Below are 19,235 nucleotides of genomic sequence, written 5' to 3' on the forward strand. Positions count from 1 at the left end.
ACGCAGCAGGCTCGGTACACCGAGCTAGACGGCCTGCATGGTGAGATCAATCCAACTTTTCGAAGGTGGGTAACACGGCAATCGGCCGAGGAGATGCCGCCTGCTTCAGATGGAGCCAGTCGGGGGCATTAACACTTACCAGCTTATGCGAGGTACCAATCAAATTCTGTTGTGCAGCATCATTCAATGCAGCCTCGACCTCTAAAACCTTCGCCCCTTCAAACTTTATCAGTTGCTCCATTACCCGTTGAGCTTTAGCGCTTGGCTTAATGTAATAGGGAGGCACAGGCAGCTTTCCGACCGAACAAATTGCTCGGCCGACCGCGTGAAACCCATCGGCAAAAAGCCCCATGAATCCATTTGGATCAGCAAGCGTCACTACCCACAGACCATGCTTGGCATCCCAGCGGACACCAGCGGCGTTTCCAAGATGGGTTGACTCAGGAACGATACCAACCCTTAAACCGCGCCCACCCTCAAGCAATCCATAGTTCGATTTAACAGTGGCGGCAAAGTGCCTCGTATCACCCGAGACCGACAAGAAGAGGTCAGTCTTCCAAATCTTCTTGATGCGATCACTCAAGATGCCCTCGCCAGCCGCACCTAGCGCAGCTTTCTGGACCCAGGGTCCAAATTTGTAGGGACGACCGCTTCCCTCAGGCAGCAGATAAGCATCGTTGCCGGCTTCCTGAACGGTGGCATCCAGAAAGCCCAGGTACTTGGCCCGTTCGTGGCCAAATAAAATTGAAGAAGGCTCTGCGTCCTTAACAAACCTAGACGCCTTTTTAAGAGCGTGGGCGATCGGATCAAGAACTCGCGGCTCTTTTCCCAGAATCGCCTCGTGTACCGCCCATTCGAATCCGTCGCCCTTCATCCCCTTGTCACGCTCGATTCGAATGACTTTTGCCAATTGGCGAAGCCGCACGTCGGCCAAAGGAGTATTCAAGTCCTGCAAATCCTCCGCAGTCAATGAATCGATAAGCGCCCGCAGAACAGAACGAGCCACCGCGTAGAGTGCGCGGCCGTATTCGTCTATCGGCTCGTTCTGCTTTAGAAATGTGACCTTTGCCATCATCGCCCCGAAAATTAGTCGTGCGCCAATGTAACAGCAGATTTCGCTAACCTGCTTTCTTTTGCTCCATGAACGTCTATGCATTACCTGCGCGATAGACGTATTCGAAGCGCTCAGCAGCGCCATCTTCGCCCCCTCTACTTGCAGCTTCCGCTCGGCCTTTACTAGACGTGCGCGTTGCTTGAACAGCCTTCGCTCGTGCACCATCGCCTGCTCAGCGTCGAACTCATCGATCAACGCTTTGATGGCCCGCTCGTCGTGGTTGGGTTGGCAAATTTGGCATCTATCGCCCTCGGAAACTCGGCACGAAGGGCCTCGGCTTCTTCGTGTGCAAGTTTTCGGCCCCTTTCTTCGCGTTGACTGAGAGAAAGTCCTTCCGCAGCCCTGAATGCCGCAAACAGGCCTCACCAACTCGACCGGCGGCTTATCGCCCCAAGCAACTCCGTTTTGACCATCTTCCAGTCTTGGTGCTGTCGACGAGATGAAGAGGTGAAGGCGGTGGCCGTCGAGGTTTGACCGGCTTTTCACCAGGCTTGACCGTCTTGCAGATGGTGTGCCAGTAAGAGTGTTTGTAGGCATCGCGATCAGATGCCGCTCGATGCCTACAAATCTACCTACCGAACGCCTTTGTGGAATGGCTTTCGACGGTAGGGAATCGACGGAAACGCAGACGTCAGAATCGGCTAAGGCCTTGATCCTGCTGGGTTTCCGATGGCGAGCAGGCAAAAAAATAGCCCCTTGCGGGGCCATTCTTGGAGGAGAGGGAGGGATTCGAACCCTCGGTACTATCGCTAGTACGCCTGATTTCGAGTCAGGTACATTCGACCACTCTGCCACCTCTCCGGTCGCTCTGTCGAGCCTGCGATTATAGCCAGGAAAATCGACACAACCACCCCGTGCCGCGATTTCCCTGTCGTTTTTTCGTCAGCCGCGCAGCACCTCGGTGCCGCCCAGGTAGGGCCGCAGCGCCTTCGGCACGTTGATCGAGCCATCCTCGTTCTGGTGGTTCTCGAGCACCGCGACCAGGGTGCGGCCGACCGCCAGGCCCGAGCCGTTGAGGGTGTGCACCAGCTCGTTCTTGCCCTGGGCGTTCTTGAAGCGCGCCTGCAGGCGCCGCGCCTGGAAGGCCTCGCAGTTCGAGACCGAGCTGATCTCGCGGTAGGTGTCCTGCGCCGGCAGCCAGACCTCGAGGTCGTAGGTCTTGGTCGAGCCGAAGCCCATGTCGCCGGTGCACAGCAGCACGACGCGGTACGGCAGCTCGAGCGCCTGCAGCACCACCTCGGCATGGCCGGTCATCTGTTCGAGCGCCTCGTAGCTCTTCTCGGGATGCACGACCTGCACCATCTCGACCTTGTCGAACTGGTGCTGGCGGATCATGCCGCGGGTGTCGCGGCCCGCGCTGCCGGCTTCCGAGCGGAAGCACGGGGTGTGGGCCGTGAGGCGGATCGGCAGTTGCGCCTCGGGCACGACCTCGTCGCGCACGAAGTTCGTGAGCGGCACCTCGGCGGTCGGGATCAGGTAGAGCGCCGACAGGTCGGGCGCGGGCTCGCCGTCCTGCCCGCCCTTCTTGGCGGCGAACAGGTCGCCCTCGAACTTGGGCAGCTGGCCGGTGCCGCTCAGGGTGGCGGCATTGACGATGTAGGGCACGTAGCACTCGGTGTAGCCGTGCTGCTGCGTCTGGATGTCGAGCATGAACTGGGCGAGCGCGCGATGCAGCCGCGCGATCGGGCCCTTCATGACGGTGAAGCGCGAACCCGAGAGCTTGGCGCCCATCTCGAAATCGAGGCCGAGCGGCGCGCCCAGGTCGACGTGGTCCCTGGGCGCGAAGCCCAGCGGCGTGGCCGAGGCGCCGGCGCCGCCCTGCGGGCTCCAGCGGCGCTGCTCGACGTTGCCGGTCTCGTCCTCGCCCAGCGGCACGCTGGCGTGCGGCAGGTTGGGCACGGCGAGCAGCAGCGCCTGCAGCTCGGGCTGGATCTCGTCGAGGCGCTTCGATTGCGATTCCTGCTCGCCCTTGAGCGCGTTGACCTCGGCCATCAGCGCGTCGACCGACTCGCCCTTGGCCTTGAGCGGGCCGATCTGCTTGTTCAGCGTGTTGCGGCGCGCCTGGATTTCCTCGGTGCGGGTCTGCAGCGTCTTGCGCTCGGCTTCGAGCGCGGTGAAGGCCGAGACGTCGAGGTAGGGCTGGTTCTTCTTGCGTTTTTCGAGGCCGGCCACGGCGGCGGCCAGGTCTTTGCGGAGCAGGGTGATGTCGAGCATCGCCCGATTTTAGGTGGGCGCGCCCGCACCCCGCCCCGCGCGGGGCTCGTTCAGCCGACGCTGGCCGGATCGACGTTCGCGCCGCAGACGATCAGGCAGACCTTCTCGCCCGCGCGCGGCACATAGGCGCCGGTCTGCAGCGCGGCCAGCGGCAGCGCGGCGGCCGGCTCGACGGCCAGCTTCATTTCCTTCCACAGCCACTGCTGCGCGGCACGGATCGCCTCGTCGGACAGCAGCAGCGCATCGGCGACGTGGCGCTGCGCGATGTCCCAGGCGATGGCGCCGATGCGGCGCGCGCCCAGCGAATCGGCCGCGATGCCGCCGACCTCGACGTCGACCGGCGCGCCGGCCTCGCGGGCCCGGAACAGCGTGGGCGCGCCCTCGGGCTCGAGCGCGATCACGCGCGCGCGCCGCTCGAACCAGCCGGCGAGGCCGCCGATCAGGCCGCCGCCGCCCACGCTCACGAGCACGGCATCGGGCAGGCCGCCCTGGGCCTCGATCTCGCGGCCCAGGGTGCCGGCGCCAGCCACCACTTCGGGCTGGTCGTAGGCATGGGTCAGCAGGGCGCCGGTTTCGGCCTGGCGCGCCAGGCAGGCGGCCAGCGCATCGGGATAGAGCTGGCCGACCACCACCACCTCGGCGCCCAGCGCGCGCAGGCGCGCGCGCTTGGCCTCGGGCGAGACCCCTGGCAGGTAGACCTCGCAACGCACGCCGAGCGCGCGCGCCGCGGCGGCGGTGGCGATGCCGGCATTGCCGCCCGAGGCGACGATCACGCCGCTCTCGGGGATGCCGTTGGCCAGCAGCCGGTTCATCATGCCGCGCGCCTTGAAGCTGCCGCTGACCTGCAGGTGCTCGAGCTTGAGCCACACCTCGGCCCCGGGCGCTGCGACGCCGAGCGCCGCCGCGGGCAGCTTCCACAGCGGGGTCTGGCGCAGGAAGTGGCCCGAGCGTTCGTTCAGGCGTTGCCAGGCGCTATCGATTTCAGAGCGCCATTCGGTGATTGCAGCAGCGGTCAAGAGATGTGTCCAGGAGGAGGAATGTCGGCCAGCTTGAGGCCCTTGGGCAGCGGGAACTTGATGGTTTCCTCGATGCCGTCCATCTTGCGCACCGAGACCGCGCCGAACGCGCGCACGCGCTCGATCACCTCGCGCACCAGCACCTCGGGCGCCGAGGCGCCGGCGGTCAGGCCGATGCGGGTCTTGCCCTCGAACCATTCGGGCTGGAGCTCGTCGGCCGAATCGACCATGTAGCTCTCGGTGCCCAGGCGCTGGGCCAGCTCGCGCAGGCGGTTGCTGTTGGAGCTGGTGGGGCTGCCGACCACGATCACGAGGTCGACCTGCGGGCTCATGATCTTCACCGCGTCCTGGCGGTTCTGGGTCGCGTAGCAGATGTCCTGCTGCTTGGGCTCGCGCACGGCCGGAAAGCGCGCGCGCACCGCGGCGGCGATCTCGGCCGCGTCGTCCACGCTCAGCGTGGTCTGCGTGACCACCGCGAGCTTCTCGGTCTGGCCCGGCGCGACGCGCGCCACGTCTTCCACGTCTTCCACCAGGTGGATGCCGCTCGAGAGCTGGCCCATCGTGCCCTCGACCTCGGGATGCCCCTTGTGGCCGATCATGATGAACTCGTAGCCTTCCTTGGCGAGCTTGGCGACCTCGACGTGCACCTTGGTCACCAGCGGGCAGGTGGCGTCGAAGATCTCGAAGCCGCGGTCGCGCGCCTCCTGCTCCACCGCCTTGCTCACGCCGTGCGCGCTGAACACCAGCGTGGCGCCGGGCGGCACGTCCGACAGCTCCTCGATGAAGATCGCGCCCTTGGACTTGAGCTCGTTGACCACGTAGGTGTTGTGCACGATCTCGTGGCGCACGTAGATCGGCGCGCCGAACTTGGCGATGGCGCGCTCGACGATCTCGATCGCGCGGTCCACGCCGGCGCAGAAGCCGCGCGGCTCGGCGAGGATGACTTCCTCGATGCCTTCGTTCATCGTGCCTCCCCGGCCGCGGTGCCGCGTGCCATCACAACACCCCGATCAGTTGCACTTCGAAGGTCACGGGCTGGCCTGCGAGCGGATGGTTGAAATCGAAGCGCACGCCGGTCTCGTTGGACTCGATCACCGCGCCGGCATAGCTGCCGGTGCCGTCGGGCGTGGGGAACTGCACCACGTCGCCCACGGCGTACTGCTCGTCGGGGTCGCCGATCTGCGCCAGCAGCTTCTTCGCGACCCACTGCTGCATCTCGGGATTGCGCTCGCCGAAGGCCTCGCCGGCCGGCAGCTCGAAGGTGGCGTGGGCGCCCTCCTCGAGGCCCAGCAGGCGCTGCTCGACCGCCGGCGACAGCTCGCCGGTACCCAGCGACAGCGTGGCGGGCTTGTCGGCGAAGGTGTTGATGATGTCGCCCGCGGGCCCGGACAGCCGGTAGTGCAGGGTCAGGAAGGAGCCGGGGGTGACGACGTGGGGCGTTTGGGACATGGAGGCAGCAATGGTTGACAAAGACAAGACGGGTGTCCCGATAAACTGGGCTGCATTTTAAGGACGGGCGCTTCCACCCGCCCCGTTCAAGGTTTAGCAGGCTCTCCATGGCTTTCAAGGATCTCCCCGAACATGCCCGCCCGCGCGAGAAGCTCATCGCGCGCGGCGCCGCCGCGCTGGCCGACACCGAGCTGCTCGCGCTGCTGCTGCGCACCGGCGTGGCCGGCAAGAACGTGCTGCAGCTCGCGCAGGAGCTGCACGAGCGCTTCGGCGGCCTCGCGGGCCTGCTGCAGGCCAGCCCCGAGCAGTTGCGCAGCGTGCGCGGCATGGGCGGCGCCACCAAGCGCGCCGAGCTCATCGCGGTGCTCGAGCTCGCGCGCCGCGCCATGGCCGAGCAGCTCTCGCAGCGCACCGTGCTCGACGCGCCCGAGGCCGTGCGGCAGTACGTGCAGATGCACATCGGCACGCGGCCACACGAGGTGTTCGCGGTGCTGTTCCTCGACGCGCAGCACCGGCTGATCGTGCTCGAGGAGCTGTTCCGCGGCACGCTGACCCAGACCAGCGTCTATCCGCGCGAGGTCGTGCTGCGCGCGCTGCACCACCATGCGGCCGCCGTGGTGCTGGCCCACAACCATCCGAGCGGCAGCATCGAGCCCTCGCGCGCCGACGAAGCCCTCACGCAGACGCTGCGCGCCGCGCTCTCGCTGGTCGACGTGCGCGTGCTCGACCACGTGATCGTGGGCGTGGGCCGCAGCTTCTCGATGGCCGAACAGGGGTTGCTCTGATGGCCGCCGCACGTCCCCCCTCCCCCGGCGCCGCGCCGGCGCCCAGGAGCCTGAAGAACCTGGCCGACCTCAAGCAGGTGCAGCGCCAGCTCGCCGAAACCCGCGAGCGCGAAGCGGCCGAGGCCGCCGCCCGTGCCGTGGCCGAGCGCAAGCGCGCGGCCGAAAAGGACCTGTTCGCGCGCGCCGTCGGCGCCACCGAGCCGCTGCGCCAGAAAACGCGCACCGTGCCGCTCGCGCCCGAGCCGCCGGCGCCGATCCCGGTGCAGCACCAGCTCGACGAGCAGCGCGTGCTGCGCGAATCGCTGTCCGACGAGTTCGACGTCACCACCTTGCTCGACGTCGACGACGCCATGAGCTTCCGCCGCCCCGGCATCGGCACCGACGTGACCGCGCGACTGCGCAAGGGCGACTGGACGATCCAGGCCCAGGTCGACCTGCACGGCCTGCGCAGCGACGAGGCGCGCGAGGCGCTCGGCGGCTTCATCCGCAACGCGCACAAGCAGGGCCTGCGCTGCGTGCGCGTGGTGCACGGCAAGGGCCTGGGCTCGCCCGGCAAGCAGCCGGTGCTCAAGACCAAGACGCAGCGCTGGCTGATCCAGAAGAACGAAGTGCTGGCCTTCGTGCAGGCCAAGCCGGCCGAGGGCGGGGCCGGGGCGCTGGTGGTGCTGCTGGCCCCCGTCAAGCGCTGAGCGGCTCCCTCCGGCAGGAGGAAGCCCCCCCTCACTTGCTCAGATCGAGCTTGTAGACCGAGCGCCCCTTCCCGCTCCCATCGTCCGCCGTCAGCAGCGAGACGTTGTCCAACCCCGCCGCCGTCGCCGACGCGAGCTGGCCCTGCCCCGAGGTGAACACCACGTTGCCGGCCGTCGTGGCCCTGGTGAAGCGCCAGCTGCGCGCCGCACCATTGGCCGCGCGCGTGATGGTCTTCTTCGCCTTCACGTAGGCGATCAGCACGTCGCGGTTGGCATCGGGCGAGGCGTAGATCGTCGCGCGGCCGTCGAGCGCGGGGATGAAGCTCGCGCCGCTGGTGGCGCGGTAGTTGTTGGTGGCGATCACGAACTCCTTGGCCGGATCGATGGCCGCGCCCAGGTACGTGAGGTTCCGGATGCGGCTGCCCACCTCCTGCGTCACGTCGATCTCGTACTGCACGTCGGGCGTGGTGAACATGTCGAAGTTGTAGCCCGGGAAGGTGCTGATCAGCTGCTGGTCGGCCGTGGCCGTGGTGCTGATCCTGTTGAAGCGCTTGGCCGCGGCCTCGAGCCAGGCCTTGATCTCGGCGCCCGTGACCTTCACCGCGTACACGGTGTTCGGGTACAGGTAGAGGTCGGCGGCGTTGAAGATCGCGAGATTGCCCACGGCCACGTCGGTGTAGTCGCGCCCGCCCTCGTAGCCCGACTTGAAGGGCGCGCTGACCGACAGCACCGGCAGGCTCGCGTACTGCGGCAGGTTGGCCTGGATGTAGCTCTTCACGTAGTCGGCCTGCGCCTGGTTCACGATCTGGATCGCGCCCGGGTCGCCGACGTCGGCGAAGTAGGTGTTCATGCGGAAGTCGGTGCTGCCGATCGGCGTCTTCACGTAGTCGATCGCGGCCTGGTGCTGGGTCTCGATCAGCGGCGCGATGGCCGGGTCGGCATCGACGTAGACCGCCTTGCCCGCGTCGTCCTTGCCGGTCTGGGTGGAGCGCGCCTCGACCGCGGTCTTGCTCTTGTCGATCACCCAGACCTTGCCGTCCCACGACAGCTCGAGCTTGATCACGCCCAGCGCCTTGCCCCACGAGCTCGGCATCACGGCCGGCACGCCGTTCACGGTGCCGGCGGCGTTGTCCACGCCCGGCTGCTTGAAGCCGGGGCTGGCGCCGCGGTCGGGGAACACGCCGTGCTGGTGGCCCATCAGCAGCGCGTCGATGCCCGGCACCTTCGACAGGTGCAGGCCCGGGTTCTCCATGGTCGGCGTGTAGGCCGCGGCGTCGAGGCCGCCGTGCTGCAGCGCGACCACGATGTCGGCGCCCTTGGCGCGCAGCTCGGGGATGTAGCGCGTGGCCGCTTCCACCGCGCCCTCGGTGCGCAGCTTGCCCTCGAGATAGCGCTTGTCCCAGTTCATGATGCCCGGCGTGGTGAAGCCGATCACGCCGACCTTCAGCGGCACCGTCACGCGCGAGCCATCGGGCGCGGTGGCGGTGAAGCTCTTGTTGACGATGGTGTAGGGCGCGAGCAGCGGCTTGCCGCTCTTCACGCTCTGCACGTTGGCCAGCACCAGCGGGAAGTTCGGGCCGGCGCACTTCTTCGTGCCGTCCACGCCCTCGACGTCGAGGCCGCCGCCGATCGCCTGGTTGAGGAAGTCGAGGCCGTAGTTGAACTCGTGGTTGCCCAGCGTGCCGGCGTCGAAGCCGGCGGCGTTCATCGCCTTGTACATCGACAGCGGCTGGGTGCACGGGATGCGGCTCACCAGCGCCTCGTAGTCGGCCAGCGCGGTGCCCTGGATGGTGTCGCCGTTGTCGAACAGCAGCGTGTTCGCGAACTCCTTGCGCGCGGCCGCGATCAGGGTGGCGGTGCGCTCGTAGCCATAGGACTTGTCCTCGGCGAGCTTGAAGTAGTCGTAGCTGCGCACGTTGAAGTGCAGGTCGGTGGTCTCGAGCAGCGCGACGGTGGCGCGCGTGCCGGCCGCGATCGGCGCGGGGGCGGGCGCCGGGGACGGCGCCGGTGCGGGCGGCGGCACCGGCAGGAACACGCCGCCGCCGCCATCGCCGCCGCCGCATGCGCTCAGCACGGCGGTGGCGATCAGTGCGGCACAGGCGGTCATGGACGCGGTGCGTGGAAAGCGGGTGTTTGCGAGTGGCTTCATCGAAAGGTCTCCCTCCTGTTCAAGGAAGACCAGTCTCTGGAGCCGAAGTGACAGTCCGGTGAATGAATCCTGAAATGCAGCGGCGTTGCGACAAGCCGTGACCGGATGTTTACGCGAGGTGATTCTTAAGTGGTACCGAGGCGTCCGCGATCGCCGCGGGGTCGGGGCTGCGGCCCGCGTCGAGCAGCTTGCGGCTCATCATGTGATCGACCGGCGCGTTCACCGATTCCACGCACGCGAGCTGCCCGTCGACGTAATGGAACAGCGAGAAGGCATCGGGCTTCGGCCCCGCACGGCGCACCGTGACATGGCCCGGCGTGCCCTCGGCCGGCACCAGCCCCACCATCTGCAGCCGCATGCCGCCCTGGTCGGACCAGAACCACGGCACCACGTCGTGCGCGCGCGCCGTGCCCAGCAGGGTGGCGACCGCGGTGCGCGCCTGGTCGTTGGCGTTCTGCACCGACTCGAGCCGCAGCGCGCGGCCCGCGCGCCGGTCGGGAAAGCGCGTGCAGTCGCCGACCGCGAGCACGCCGGCCGCGCTGGTTTGCATGTGCTCGTCGACCACGATGCCGTCGGCGCACTCGATGCCCGCGGCCTGCGCGAGCGCGGTCTCGGGCACCGCGCCGATGCCCAGCAGCAGCAGGTCGACCGGCTGCTGCGCGCCGTTCACGCGCAGCGACACCAGCCGATCGCCCTCGACCTCGAAGCCGTCGGCGGTCGCGCCCAGCACGATGTCGATGCCGGCGGCGCGGTGCGTGGCCAGCACATGGTCCGAGAGCTCGGGCGAGACCGCGCGGCCCAGCAGGCGCGGCGCGCTCTCGATCACCTGCACCTCCTTGCCGAGCGCCTTGGCAGTGGCCGCGACCTCGAGGCCGATGAAGCCGCCGCCGAGCACCGTGACGCGCTGCGCCTCGGCCAGCCGCGCGCGCAGCCGATGCGCCTCGTCGGCCGCGCGCAGGCTCGCGACATTGACCAGCTCGTGCGAGAGCGCGGCGATCCGGCGCGCGCGCGTGCCGGTGGCCAGCACCAGCGCTTCCCACGGCAGCACCGCGCCCGAGCGCAGGGTCACGTTGCGCGCCTCGCGGTCGATGGCCACGGCCGCATCGCCCAGGTGCAGCGTGATGCCGGCCTCGCGGTACCAGTCGGCCGCCTTGTGCGGCTGCGTGGCTTCCTCGGCGCTCTTGAGGAAGGCCTTCGACAGCGGCGGGCGGTGGTAGGGCTCGCAGGCCTCCTCGCAGACCAGGTGCACGCGCGCGCCCTGCCCCGCTTCGGCGAGGCCGGCGCACAACTGGGCGGCCGCGTGGCCGCCGCCGATGATGACGATGGAATTCATGAAGTGAGTCTTTCGAAAATCGTTGTGCTCAGCCGCTGCGGTTGCGCATCCAGTCGGCGGTCTTGAAGAAGGAGTCGCGCAGCCGCGCGCGCAGGTCCTCGGGCACCTCGGTCTCGCCCATGGCCTGGTCCATGCAGGCCAGCCACTGGTCGCGTTCCTTGATGCCGATGCTGTGGCCGCCGATGCTCTGCGGCAGGTGGCGCGCGCGCAGCATCGGATGGCCGAAGCGGTCGGTGTAGTAAGCGGGCCCGCCGAGCCAGCCGCAGAGGAACCAGAACAGCCGCTGGCGCGCGTTGTCGAGGTCGCTGCCGTGCACCGCGCGCAGTTGCGCGTAGCCGGGCTCGAGGTCCATCAGGTCGTAGAAGCGCTCGACCAGCGCGCGCACTTTTTCCTCGCCGCCGATCCATTCGAAGGGCGTGTCGAAGGGCGGCTTGTCCTGGATCTGCATCGCTCAGCCCACCTGCACGAGGCCGGGGATCGGCACGTCGGGGTTGGCATCGGCCGCGTAGTCCACGCCCTCGATGCCGAAGCCGAACAGGCGCAGGAACTCGGCCTTGTAGCCCGCGAAGTCGGTCAGCGCCTGCAGGTTCTCGCTCGTGACCTGCGGCCAGAGTTCGAGCACGCGCGCCTGCACCGCGGATGCGAGCTCCTTGCGGTCGGCGCGCAGCCGGCCTTCCTCGTCGAGCGGCGGCGCGCTGCCGTAGAGGCCCTCGCGGAACAGGCCGTCGACCTGCTCGATGCAGCCCTCGTGCGTGCCCTCTTCCTTCATCACCTTGAACAGCAGCGAGAGGTACAGCGGCATCATCGGGATCGCCGAGCTGGCCTGCGTGACCACTGCCTTGAGCACCGCCACGCGCGCATCGCCGCCGCCATGCGCCGCGAGCTTGGCGCGGATCGCGGGCACGGTGCGGTCGAGGTCCTTCTTGGCCGCGCCGATCGAGCCGTTCCAGTAGATGTCCTGCGTGATCTTCTCGCCGAGGTAGGTGAAGGCCGTGGTCTTCGCGCCCTCGGCCAGCACGCCGGCCTCGTGCAGCGCGTCGATCCACAGCTGCCAGTCCTCGCCGCCCATCACGGCCACCGTGTTGTCGATCTCCTCCTGCGTCGCCGGTTCGAGCACGGTCTCCTTGACCGTGCCGCTGTCGGTGTCGATGCCGCGCAGGCTCACCGCCTGGCCGATGGGCTTGAGGGTGGAGTTGAAGACCTGGCCGGTCTTCGGATGGGTGCGCCGCGGCGCCGCGAGGCTGTAGACCACGAGGTCGACCTGGCCCAGGTCCTGGCGAATGGTCTCGATCACCTGCTGCTTGACCGCATCGGAGAAGCCGTCGCCGTTGATGCTCTTCGCATAGCGGCCCTCGGCCGTGGCGAGGCGCTCGAAGGCGGCCGTGTTGTACCAGCCGGGCGTGCCGGTCTTGGTGGCGCTGCCGGCGCGCTCGAAGAACACGCCCAGCGTGTCGGCGCCGCCGCCGAAGGCCGCGACGATGCGCGCGGCCAGGCCATAGCCGGTGGAGGCACCGATCACCAGCACCCGCTTCGGCGCGCCCGCGACCGGGCCCTGGGCCCGCACGTGCTCGATCTGTTGCCGGACATTGGCCTCGCAGCCGACGGGATGGGTCGTGACGCAGATGAAGCCACGCACGCGCGGTTGGATGATCATGGGGAGAAAGGCAGTCTGGGAAAGGAAAAGGACGGGTGGCGCGCGAGGCGCCGGGCACCGGTCTCTTGACGGGCGCGCGGGCGCGAATTTACCGCACGTTCATTCCCATGCGGCCATGTACATATATGGATTGACCATTTAATGAACCGAAGTTTTGTTGATAAGGTGCCGCCCTTGCATTCACAGAAGGAGAAGAAACACATGCGCCTGAACATCCTCGCCGCGGCCCTCGCCGCCTCCGCCCTGCTCGCGGGCACCGTCGCCCACGCCGACCAGCTGGCCGACATCAAGAAGAAGGGCGAACTCGTGGTCGGCGTGCTCGGCACCGACGAGCCCGCCACCTTCATCGACCCCAAGACGCGCCAGATCGTGGGCTACGAGGTCGACCTCGCCAACGCCATCGCCAAGAAGATCGGCGTGAAGACCACGCTCAAGCAGATCGCCGTGGCCGCGCGCATCCCCGAGCTGCAGCAGGGCCACGTCGACCTGGTCGCGGCCGGCCTCACGCACAACAAGGAGCGCGAGGCGCAGATCGACTTCTCGCTGACCACCTTCGTGACCGGCCAGAAGGCCATCGTGAAGAAGGACAGCGGCATCGCCGAGGTATCGCAACTCGGCGGCAAGAAGGTGCTGACCATCCGCGGCGGCACCCAGGAACCCAACATCCGCAAGGCCGTGCCCACGGCCGAGGTCGTGACCTTCGACACCAGCCAGCAGGCCTTCCAGGCGCTGCAGCAGGGCAAGGGCGTGGGTTACGTCGACGACGAGGCCGCGCTGCTGCGCAGCTACGCCAAGCTCGGCCCGCAGAAGGCCCAGTACGTGGTGCTCAAGCAGAACCTCAGCACCGAGGCGCTGGCCATCGGCATCAAGAAGGGCGAGAGCGGCCTGAAGGCGGTGGTGGACGACACGCTGCGCGAGCTCGAGAAGTCGGGCGAGGCCGAGAAGATCTTCGTGAAGTGGTATGGCCCGAACACCGCCTCGGGCTTCCAGACGCGCGACTTCAAGCTCGAGAGCGACAAGATCGACTGATCGCGGGCTCCTTCCTTCCCCTGCGCGGGGAAGGCGGGACCCCGGGGGCCGCGCGCCCCCGCTTCGCGGCAGCGATACTGTCGCCCCCATGCCCCTGTTCGACTATTCCTTGCTGCTGACCGGCAAGTACCACGACATGCTCGTCGCGGGCTTGTGGCTGTCGCTGCAGCTGCTCGCGGCCTCGCTGGTGTGCGCGCTGCCGATCGCGCTCGTGGTGGCCATGCTGCGGCTCGCGCCGCTGGCGCCGCTGCGCTGGCTCGGCTTCGCCTACGTGGAGTCGATCCGCAACATCCCGCTGCTGGCCCACATGCTGTTCTGGTACTTCGGCGCGCCCGAGCTGCTGCCCGAAGGCTTCAAGCAATGGCTCTACGCGGGCCACATCGAGGCCTACAGCGCGATCGTCGCGCTGTCGCTCTACACGGCCGCCTTCATGGCCGAGGACATGCGCAGCGGCATCCGCTCGATCCCCGCGGTGCAGTTCGAGGCCGGCCGCGCGCTGGGCTTCGGCTGGCTCGCGACGATGCGCCGCGTGGTGCTGCCGCAGGCGCTGCGCGTGACCGTGCCGCCGCTGATCTCGCAGACCCTGAGCCTGTGGAAGAACACCTCGATCGCCACCGTGATCGGCGTGGCCGAACTCATGTACCAGGCCGGCCAGGTCGAGAGCGCGACCTTCCGCAGCTTCGAGTCCTTCGCCTTCGCGAGCGCGGCCTACCTCACGGTCTCGCTCGCGATCACGGCGCTCGCGAGCTGGTACCACCACCGCTTCCCGGTGAGGACGCTGTGATGCGCACGGAGGCTTCGCGATGATCGAGCTGATCCAGGACTACTGGCTCTACTTCCTGATCGGCCAGTACCCCAACGGCCCGCTCGGCGGGCTGGTGCTGACCCTGCTGCTGGCCTCGTGCGGGCTGGTGCTCGCGCTGCCGCTGGGCATCGTGCTCGGGCTGGCGCGCGTGAGCCCGTGGCGCTGGCTGCGCTGGCCGGTCAGCGGCTTCGTGTTCGTGGTGCGCGGGCTGCCGCTGTTGATGGTGATCTTCTGGGCCTACTTCTTCCTGCCCAGCGTCACCGGCGTGAAGACCGACCAGTTCGCCACCATGCTGATCGCGCTGGTGGTGTTCGACGCCGCCTACCTGGCCGAGATCGTGCGCGCCGGCATCCAGGGCCTGCCGCGCGGCCAGATGGAGACCGCGCGCGCACTCGGCCTGAGCTGGAGCCGCGCGATGCGGCTGGTGGTGCTGCCGCAGGCGCTGCGCAGCATGCTGCCCTCGCTGGTGAACCAGTTCGTCTCGACCATCAAGGAGACCTCGCTGGGCTACATCATCGGCCTGGCCGAGGTCTCGTTCATCGCCACCCAGATCAACACCCAGGTGTTCACCAAGCCGGCCCAGGTCTTCGGCATCCTCGGGCTGACCTATTTCATCCTCTGCTTCGGCCTCTCGCGCTTCGCCTACTGGCTCGAGCGCCGCCTCGCGCGGCGCGGCCTGCCGGTGGTCGCGGTCACCGAGGGCCGGGCCGCCGCCCGCAAGGCTTCCGCATGATCGAACTCCAGAACGTCAACAAGTGGTACGGCAGCTACCACGCGCTCGTGGACGTGAGCGAAACCATCCACAAGGGCGAGGTGGTCGTGGTCTGCGGCCCCTCGGGCTCGGGCAAGTCCACGCTGATCCGCACCTTCAACCGGCTCGAGGCGATCCAGTCGGGCCGCATCCTGATCGAGGGCAAGGACATCCACGCGCCGGGCACCGACGTGAACGCCTTCCGCTCGCGCATCGGCTTCGTGTTCCAGCAGTTCAACCTGTTCCCTCACCTCACGGTGCTGCAGAACTGCACCATGGCGCCGATGCAGCTGCACGGCCTCTCGCGCGCGCAGGCCGAGGAACGCGCGATGGCGCTGCTCGCGCGCGTGGGCCTCGCGAACAAGGCCCGGGCCTGGCCCAGCGAGCTGTCGGGCGGCCAGCAGCAGCGCGTGGCGATCGCGCGCGCGCTCGCGATGCAGCCACCGGTGATGCTGTTCGACGAACCCACGAGCGCGCTCGACCCCGAGATGGTCGGCGAGGTGCTGCTGGTGATGCGCGACCTGGTGCGCGACGGCATGACCATGGTCTGCGTGACGCACGAGATGGGCTTCGCGCGCGAGGTCGCCGACCGCGTGCTCTTCATGGACGAGGGCAAGGTGCTCGAGCGCGCCACGCCCGACGACTTCTTCAACCGCCCGCAGCATCCGCGCGCGCAGCAGTTTCTGTCCGACATCCGCTCGCCCTTCGCACGCACCCCATGACGAACACCGCTTCCCTCCAGACCCTGCCCGTGATCGACGTCGCGCCGCTGGTGGCCGGCGACGCGCCGGGCCGCGAGGCCGTGGCCGCGCGCATCGGCGAGGCCTGCCGCGCGCACGGCTTCTTCTACGTGACGGGGCATGGCGTCGACCCCGCGCTGGTGGCGCGGCTCGAGACCCTGAGCCACCGCTTCTTCGACCTGCCCGAGGCGACCAAGATGCAGTGGCGCATGGCGCTCGGCGGGCGCGCCTGGCGCGGCTACTTCCCGCTCGGCGGCGAGCTGACCTCGGGCCGGCCCGACTGGAAGGAAGGGCTCTACCTCGGCACCGAGCTGCCGGCCTCGCATCCGCTGGTGCAGGCCAGGACGCCGGTGCACGGGCCGAATCTCTTTCCCGACGCGCCGGGCCTCGAGGACTTCCGCGACACCATCCTCGGCTACATGGCGGCCGTGACGCAGCTCGGCCACCGCCTGATGGAAGGCATCGCGCTGAGCCTCGGCCTGCCGGCCGACTATTTCGCGGCGCGCTACACGGGCGATCCGCTGATCCTGTTCCGGCTCTTCGACTATCCCTCGCAGCCGGTGCCCGAGGGCCTCGACGTGCAATGGGGCGTGGGCGAGCACACCGACTACGGCCTCTTGACGATCCTGCACCAGGACAGCGTGGGCGGCCTCGCGGTGCACACGCCCGCGGGCTGGATCGACGCGCCGCCGATCGCGGGCTCCTTCGTCTGCAACATCGGCGACATGCTCGACCGCATGACCGGCGGCCTCTACAAGTCGACGCCGCACCGTGTGAAGCGCAACACCTCGGGGCGCAACCGGCTGTCGTTCCCACTGTTCTTCGATCCCAACTTCGAGGCGCGCGTGCAGCGCATCGAGGGCCTCGCGGGCGCGGTGGCCGCGGACGACAGCGCCGAGCGCTGGGACCGCGCCAACGTGCACGCCTTCAGCGGCCGCTACGGCGACTACCTGCTGGCGAAGGTGTCGAAGGTGTTCCCGCAGCTGCGCGACGAAGTGCTCTGAGGCGCGCTCGCGGGAAGGTCGAGGAACTCGTCTTCCCAGTTGCCGACATCCGCGCCGGGATCGGAAATGGGCACCAGCTTGTCGCTGCGGCAGTAGAAGGTCCAGCCCTCGAACAGCACGTCGTAGTAGGTGCCGGGCAGGTAGCGCTCGCTCGGCGCTTCATAGGGCGCCGAGACCACCTCGACGATGCGCCCGACCGCGCGCTCGGTCATCGGCGACGCGAGGCAGCTGTCGAGCACGTGGCACAGGGTGCCGATCTTGATCACGGCCGCACCATCTCGCCGGGAAACCAGCGCGGCAGGTGCGCGTTCGCGTCGTGCAGCGATTCGAGCACGTGGAAGGCCTGTTCGACGATCGCCGCGGGCGGGTGCTTGAGGTCCGGCACGATCACCACCCGCAGGCCCGCGGCCAGCGCCGCCTTGGCGCCGTTCTCGCTGTCCTCGAAGGCGATGCACTGCGTCGGGTCCACGCCCAGGCGCGAAGCCGCGAGCAGGTAGAGCGCCGGGTCGGGCTTGGCGCGCGGCACCTCGTCGCCGCCCGCGAAGGCCTCGAAGTGATGCAGCACGCCGAGGCTGCCGAGGCAGGCCTGGATCTGCCCGCTGGTCGAGGACGAGGCCACGGCGCAGCGCGTGCCGCGCGCGCGCAGGGCGCCCAGGAACTCGGCCGCGCCGGGCTTGATGGGGAACAGCGGCGTGCCGTCGGAGCGTTCGAGCGCCAGCGCCTGGCGCACGTGCTCGAGGGCATGGCGGAAGGCGGCCTGGCCGCCGAGCAGGCCCGAGAGGATGATCTCGGACTCGGCGGTGGCCAGGCCCACCACCTGCAGGTACTGGGCGTGGCTGAGCTCGACGTCGAGCGTGCGGGCGGCCGCCATCCAGGCGGCCATGATGGGCCGCTCGGAGTCGATCAGCAGCCCGTCCATGTCGAAGATTGCGGCGGAGAACATCGACGCGATCCTACCCTCGAGCCTCGCCCCGAATGGCGAAGGGGCCGCAAGGGCCCCTTCTCGTTCCGCGGATGCGCAGTGCGCGCTCAGTCGCGCACCAGCGCCCGGTTCAACCCCAGCGCCGCCAGCGTTCCGGCCGCGCCCGACAGCAGGTACACGCTCACGTAGGCCAGCCCGAAGTGGGCCGACAGCCCCAGCGCGACCAGCGGCGCGAAGGCGGCGCCGATCAGCCAGGCCAGGTCGGTGGTCAGCGCGGCGCCGGTGTAGCGGTACTTGGCCTCGAAGTTGCCGGTCACGGCACCGGCCGCCTGGCCGTACGACAGGCCCAGCAGGATGAAGCCCAGCAGGATGAACACGTCCTGGCCGATCTTGCCGCCGTCGAGCAGCGTGGGCGCGAAGCCGCTGAACACGGCGATCAGGCCCGCGAGGCCGCCCAGCGTGGAGCGGCGGCCGATGCGGTCGGCAATCAGGCCCGAGGCCACGATGCCGCCGGCACCGAGCACGGCGCCGATCATCTGGATCACCAGGAACTCGGTGATGGCCTGGTTCGAGTACAGCGTGATCCACGACAGCGGGAACACGGTGATCAGGTGGAACAGCGCATAGCTGGCCAGCGCCGCGAAGGCGCCGATCAGCAGGTTCGAGCCCTGCGAGCGCACCAGCTCGACCACGCTGGTGGGCTGCAGCTCGCGCTCCTCGAGCAGGCGCGCGTACTCGTCGGCCGCCACCAGGCGCAGGCGCGCGAACAGCGCCACCACGTTGATCGCGAAGGCCACGTAGAAGGTGTAGCGCCAGCCCCAGTCGAGGAAGTCCTCGAGCGTCAGGCTCGAATAGAGGTACGCGAACAGCGCGCTGGCCACGAAGAAGCCGATCGGCGCGCCGAGCTGGCCCAGCATGGCGTACCAGCCGCGGCGGTTGGCCGGGGCGTTGAGCGCGAGCAGCGAGGGCAGGCCGTCCCACGAGCCGCCGAAGGCCAGGCCCTGGCCGAAGCGGAAGATCGACAGCAGCACGATCGAGGTGAAGCCCAGGCTCGCGTAGCCCGGCAGGAAGGCGATGCCGGCGGTCGAGGTGCCGAGCACGAACAGCGCCAGCGTGAGCTTGGTCTCGCGGCCGAAACGTCGCTGGATCTCCATCGAGATGACAGTTCCGAACGGCCGTGCGATGAAGGCGAAGGAAAAGACCACGAAGGCCCAGAGGGTTCCCTCGAGCCGCTGCTCGAACGGGAAGAAGACCGCCGGGAACACCAGCACCGAGGCGATGCCGTAGACGAAGAAGTCGAAATATTCCGAGGCGCGGCCGATGACCACGCCGACGGCGATCTCGCCCGGGTCGATGCGCGAGTGGTCGTCCTCCGGGGCGCCGGTGTCGGACGTGTGCGGCACAGGCGATGCGCCTTGCGGACTGATGCTGGACGTCGTCATTGGGTTATGTAATTCGGTTGTCACGAAGCGTGACAAAGGTAGGCCATGAAACAGACTCCGAGCGTCTCACCGAACGAGGATTCCCGCCATAGGACAAAACGTCCAATAGCCTGCGGGAACCTTTGGTCGTAGATTGTGG

At 68.2% G+C, this 19,235-nt stretch carries 19 protein-coding genes and 1 tRNA gene; 7 read left to right on the forward strand and 13 right to left on the reverse strand.

Features of this window, described 5'->3' with window-relative positions; all coding sequences use genetic code 11:
• Positions 1–46: 46 nt before the first annotated feature.
• The 6 genes from BM109_RS40625 to BM109_RS04210 all read right to left on the reverse strand — a co-directional run bounded on the left by BM109_RS40625 (position 47) and on the right by BM109_RS04210 (position 5,793).
• Entirely contained in the window at positions 47–1,309 is a 1,263-nt protein-coding gene (locus BM109_RS40625; RefSeq protein ID WP_143129076.1) for a hypothetical protein, read from the reverse strand.
• A gap of 516 nt (positions 1,310–1,825) precedes the next feature.
• Positions 1,826–1,915 (reverse strand) — tRNA-Ser (locus tag BM109_RS04190).
• An 81-nt stretch (positions 1,916–1,996) separates the two neighbouring features.
• A complete protein-coding gene (gene serS, locus BM109_RS04195; protein ID WP_093340804.1) occupies positions 1,997–3,328 on the reverse strand; it encodes a serine--tRNA ligase in 1,332 nt (443 codons plus the stop codon).
• Between the two features lie 50 nt (positions 3,329–3,378).
• The gene (locus BM109_RS04200; RefSeq protein ID WP_177239258.1) at positions 3,379–4,329 is read right to left on the reverse strand and encodes a threonine/serine dehydratase; all 951 of its coding nucleotides are present in this window, start codon (positions 4,327–4,329) and stop codon (positions 3,379–3,381) included.
• 11 nt (positions 4,330–4,340) lie between these two features.
• Positions 4,341–5,309 carry a 4-hydroxy-3-methylbut-2-enyl diphosphate reductase gene (gene ispH / locus BM109_RS04205; RefSeq protein WP_093340807.1) on the reverse strand — a complete coding sequence of 323 codons (969 nt, stop codon included), beginning with the start codon at positions 5,307–5,309 and terminating at the stop codon, positions 4,341–4,343.
• 31 nt (positions 5,310–5,340) lie between these two features.
• Positions 5,341–5,793: an FKBP-type peptidyl-prolyl cis-trans isomerase gene (locus tag BM109_RS04210; RefSeq protein ID WP_093340809.1), complete on the reverse strand. Its 453-nt coding sequence runs from the start codon at positions 5,791–5,793 to the stop codon at positions 5,341–5,343.
• Between the two features lie 107 nt (positions 5,794–5,900).
• On the opposite strand from BM109_RS04210, the gene radC reads away from it, so the two are divergent.
• Positions 5,901–6,578, forward strand: a complete 678-nt coding sequence (gene radC, locus BM109_RS04215) for a RadC family protein (RefSeq protein ID WP_093340811.1) — start codon at positions 5,901–5,903, stop codon at positions 6,576–6,578.
• On the forward strand, positions 6,578–7,267 hold the full coding sequence (locus BM109_RS04220; RefSeq protein WP_093340813.1) for a Smr/MutS family protein: 690 nt from the start codon (positions 6,578–6,580) through the stop codon (positions 7,265–7,267). Before radC ends, BM109_RS04220 begins: the two co-directional genes overlap by 1 nt.
• Before the next feature lie 31 nt (positions 7,268–7,298).
• Here the strand turns inward: BM109_RS04220 and BM109_RS04225 are convergent, their stop codons facing one another.
• The 4 genes from BM109_RS04225 to fabV all read right to left on the reverse strand — a co-directional run bounded on the left by BM109_RS04225 (position 7,299) and on the right by fabV (position 12,403).
• Positions 7,299–9,416 (reverse strand): bifunctional 2',3'-cyclic-nucleotide 2'-phosphodiesterase/3'-nucleotidase, encoded by a 2,118-nt coding sequence (locus BM109_RS04225; protein WP_256222339.1) that lies wholly within the window; start codon positions 9,414–9,416, stop codon positions 7,299–7,301.
• A 109-nt stretch (positions 9,417–9,525) separates the two neighbouring features.
• A complete protein-coding gene (locus tag BM109_RS04230; RefSeq protein ID WP_093340817.1) occupies positions 9,526–10,749 on the reverse strand; it encodes an NAD(P)/FAD-dependent oxidoreductase in 1,224 nt (407 codons plus the stop codon).
• Between the two features lie 28 nt (positions 10,750–10,777).
• Entirely contained in the window at positions 10,778–11,197 is a 420-nt protein-coding gene (locus tag BM109_RS04235) for a group II truncated hemoglobin (RefSeq protein ID WP_093340819.1), read from the reverse strand.
• A gap of 3 nt (positions 11,198–11,200) precedes the next feature.
• Entirely contained in the window at positions 11,201–12,403 is a 1,203-nt protein-coding gene (gene fabV, locus BM109_RS04240; protein WP_093340821.1) for an enoyl-ACP reductase FabV, read from the reverse strand.
• Between the two features lie 201 nt (positions 12,404–12,604).
• Here fabV and BM109_RS04245 point away from each other — a divergent pair, with 201 nt between their 5' ends.
• The 5 genes from BM109_RS04245 (at position 12,605) to BM109_RS04265 (ending at position 16,732) form a co-directional block, all read left to right on the forward strand.
• Entirely contained in the window at positions 12,605–13,432 is an 828-nt protein-coding gene (locus BM109_RS04245) for an ABC transporter substrate-binding protein (RefSeq protein WP_093340823.1), read from the forward strand.
• 88 nt (positions 13,433–13,520) lie between these two features.
• Positions 13,521–14,216: an amino acid ABC transporter permease gene (locus BM109_RS04250; RefSeq protein WP_093340825.1), complete on the forward strand. Its 696-nt coding sequence runs from the start codon at positions 13,521–13,523 to the stop codon at positions 14,214–14,216.
• A gap of 19 nt (positions 14,217–14,235) precedes the next feature.
• Positions 14,236–14,970, forward strand: coding sequence for an amino acid ABC transporter permease (locus BM109_RS04255; RefSeq protein ID WP_093340827.1), 735 nt, complete (start codon positions 14,236–14,238; stop codon positions 14,968–14,970).
• On the forward strand, positions 14,967–15,710 hold the full coding sequence (locus BM109_RS04260; protein ID WP_093340829.1) for an amino acid ABC transporter ATP-binding protein: 744 nt from the start codon (positions 14,967–14,969) through the stop codon (positions 15,708–15,710). Before BM109_RS04255 ends, BM109_RS04260 begins: the two co-directional genes overlap by 4 nt.
• Positions 15,707–16,732 (forward strand): isopenicillin N synthase family dioxygenase, encoded by a 1,026-nt coding sequence (locus BM109_RS04265; protein ID WP_093340831.1) that lies wholly within the window; start codon positions 15,707–15,709, stop codon positions 16,730–16,732. The genes BM109_RS04260 and BM109_RS04265 overlap by 4 nt, the downstream gene beginning before the upstream one ends.
• Here the strand turns inward: BM109_RS04265 and BM109_RS04270 are convergent.
• The 3 genes from BM109_RS04270 to BM109_RS04280 all read right to left on the reverse strand — a co-directional run bounded on the left by BM109_RS04270 (position 16,675) and on the right by BM109_RS04280 (position 19,096).
• Positions 16,675–16,998 (reverse strand): hypothetical protein, encoded by a 324-nt coding sequence (locus BM109_RS04270; protein WP_093340833.1) that lies wholly within the window; start codon positions 16,996–16,998, stop codon positions 16,675–16,677. The two genes, BM109_RS04265 and BM109_RS04270, sit on opposite strands and share 58 nt — an antisense overlap.
• Positions 16,995–17,675 carry an HAD family hydrolase gene (locus tag BM109_RS04275; protein ID WP_093340835.1) on the reverse strand — a complete coding sequence of 227 codons (681 nt, stop codon included), beginning with the start codon at positions 17,673–17,675 and terminating at the stop codon, positions 16,995–16,997. The genes BM109_RS04270 and BM109_RS04275 overlap by 4 nt, the downstream gene beginning before the upstream one ends.
• An 86-nt stretch (positions 17,676–17,761) precedes the next feature.
• Positions 17,762–19,096 (reverse strand): MFS transporter, encoded by a 1,335-nt coding sequence (locus tag BM109_RS04280; protein ID WP_093340836.1) that lies wholly within the window; start codon positions 19,094–19,096, stop codon positions 17,762–17,764.
• Between the last annotated feature and the right edge of the window lie 139 nt (positions 19,097–19,235).

It is taken from the genome of Variovorax sp. PDC80, from assembly GCF_900115375.1.
Classification (GTDB): Bacteria; Pseudomonadota; Gammaproteobacteria; order Burkholderiales; family Burkholderiaceae_C; genus Variovorax.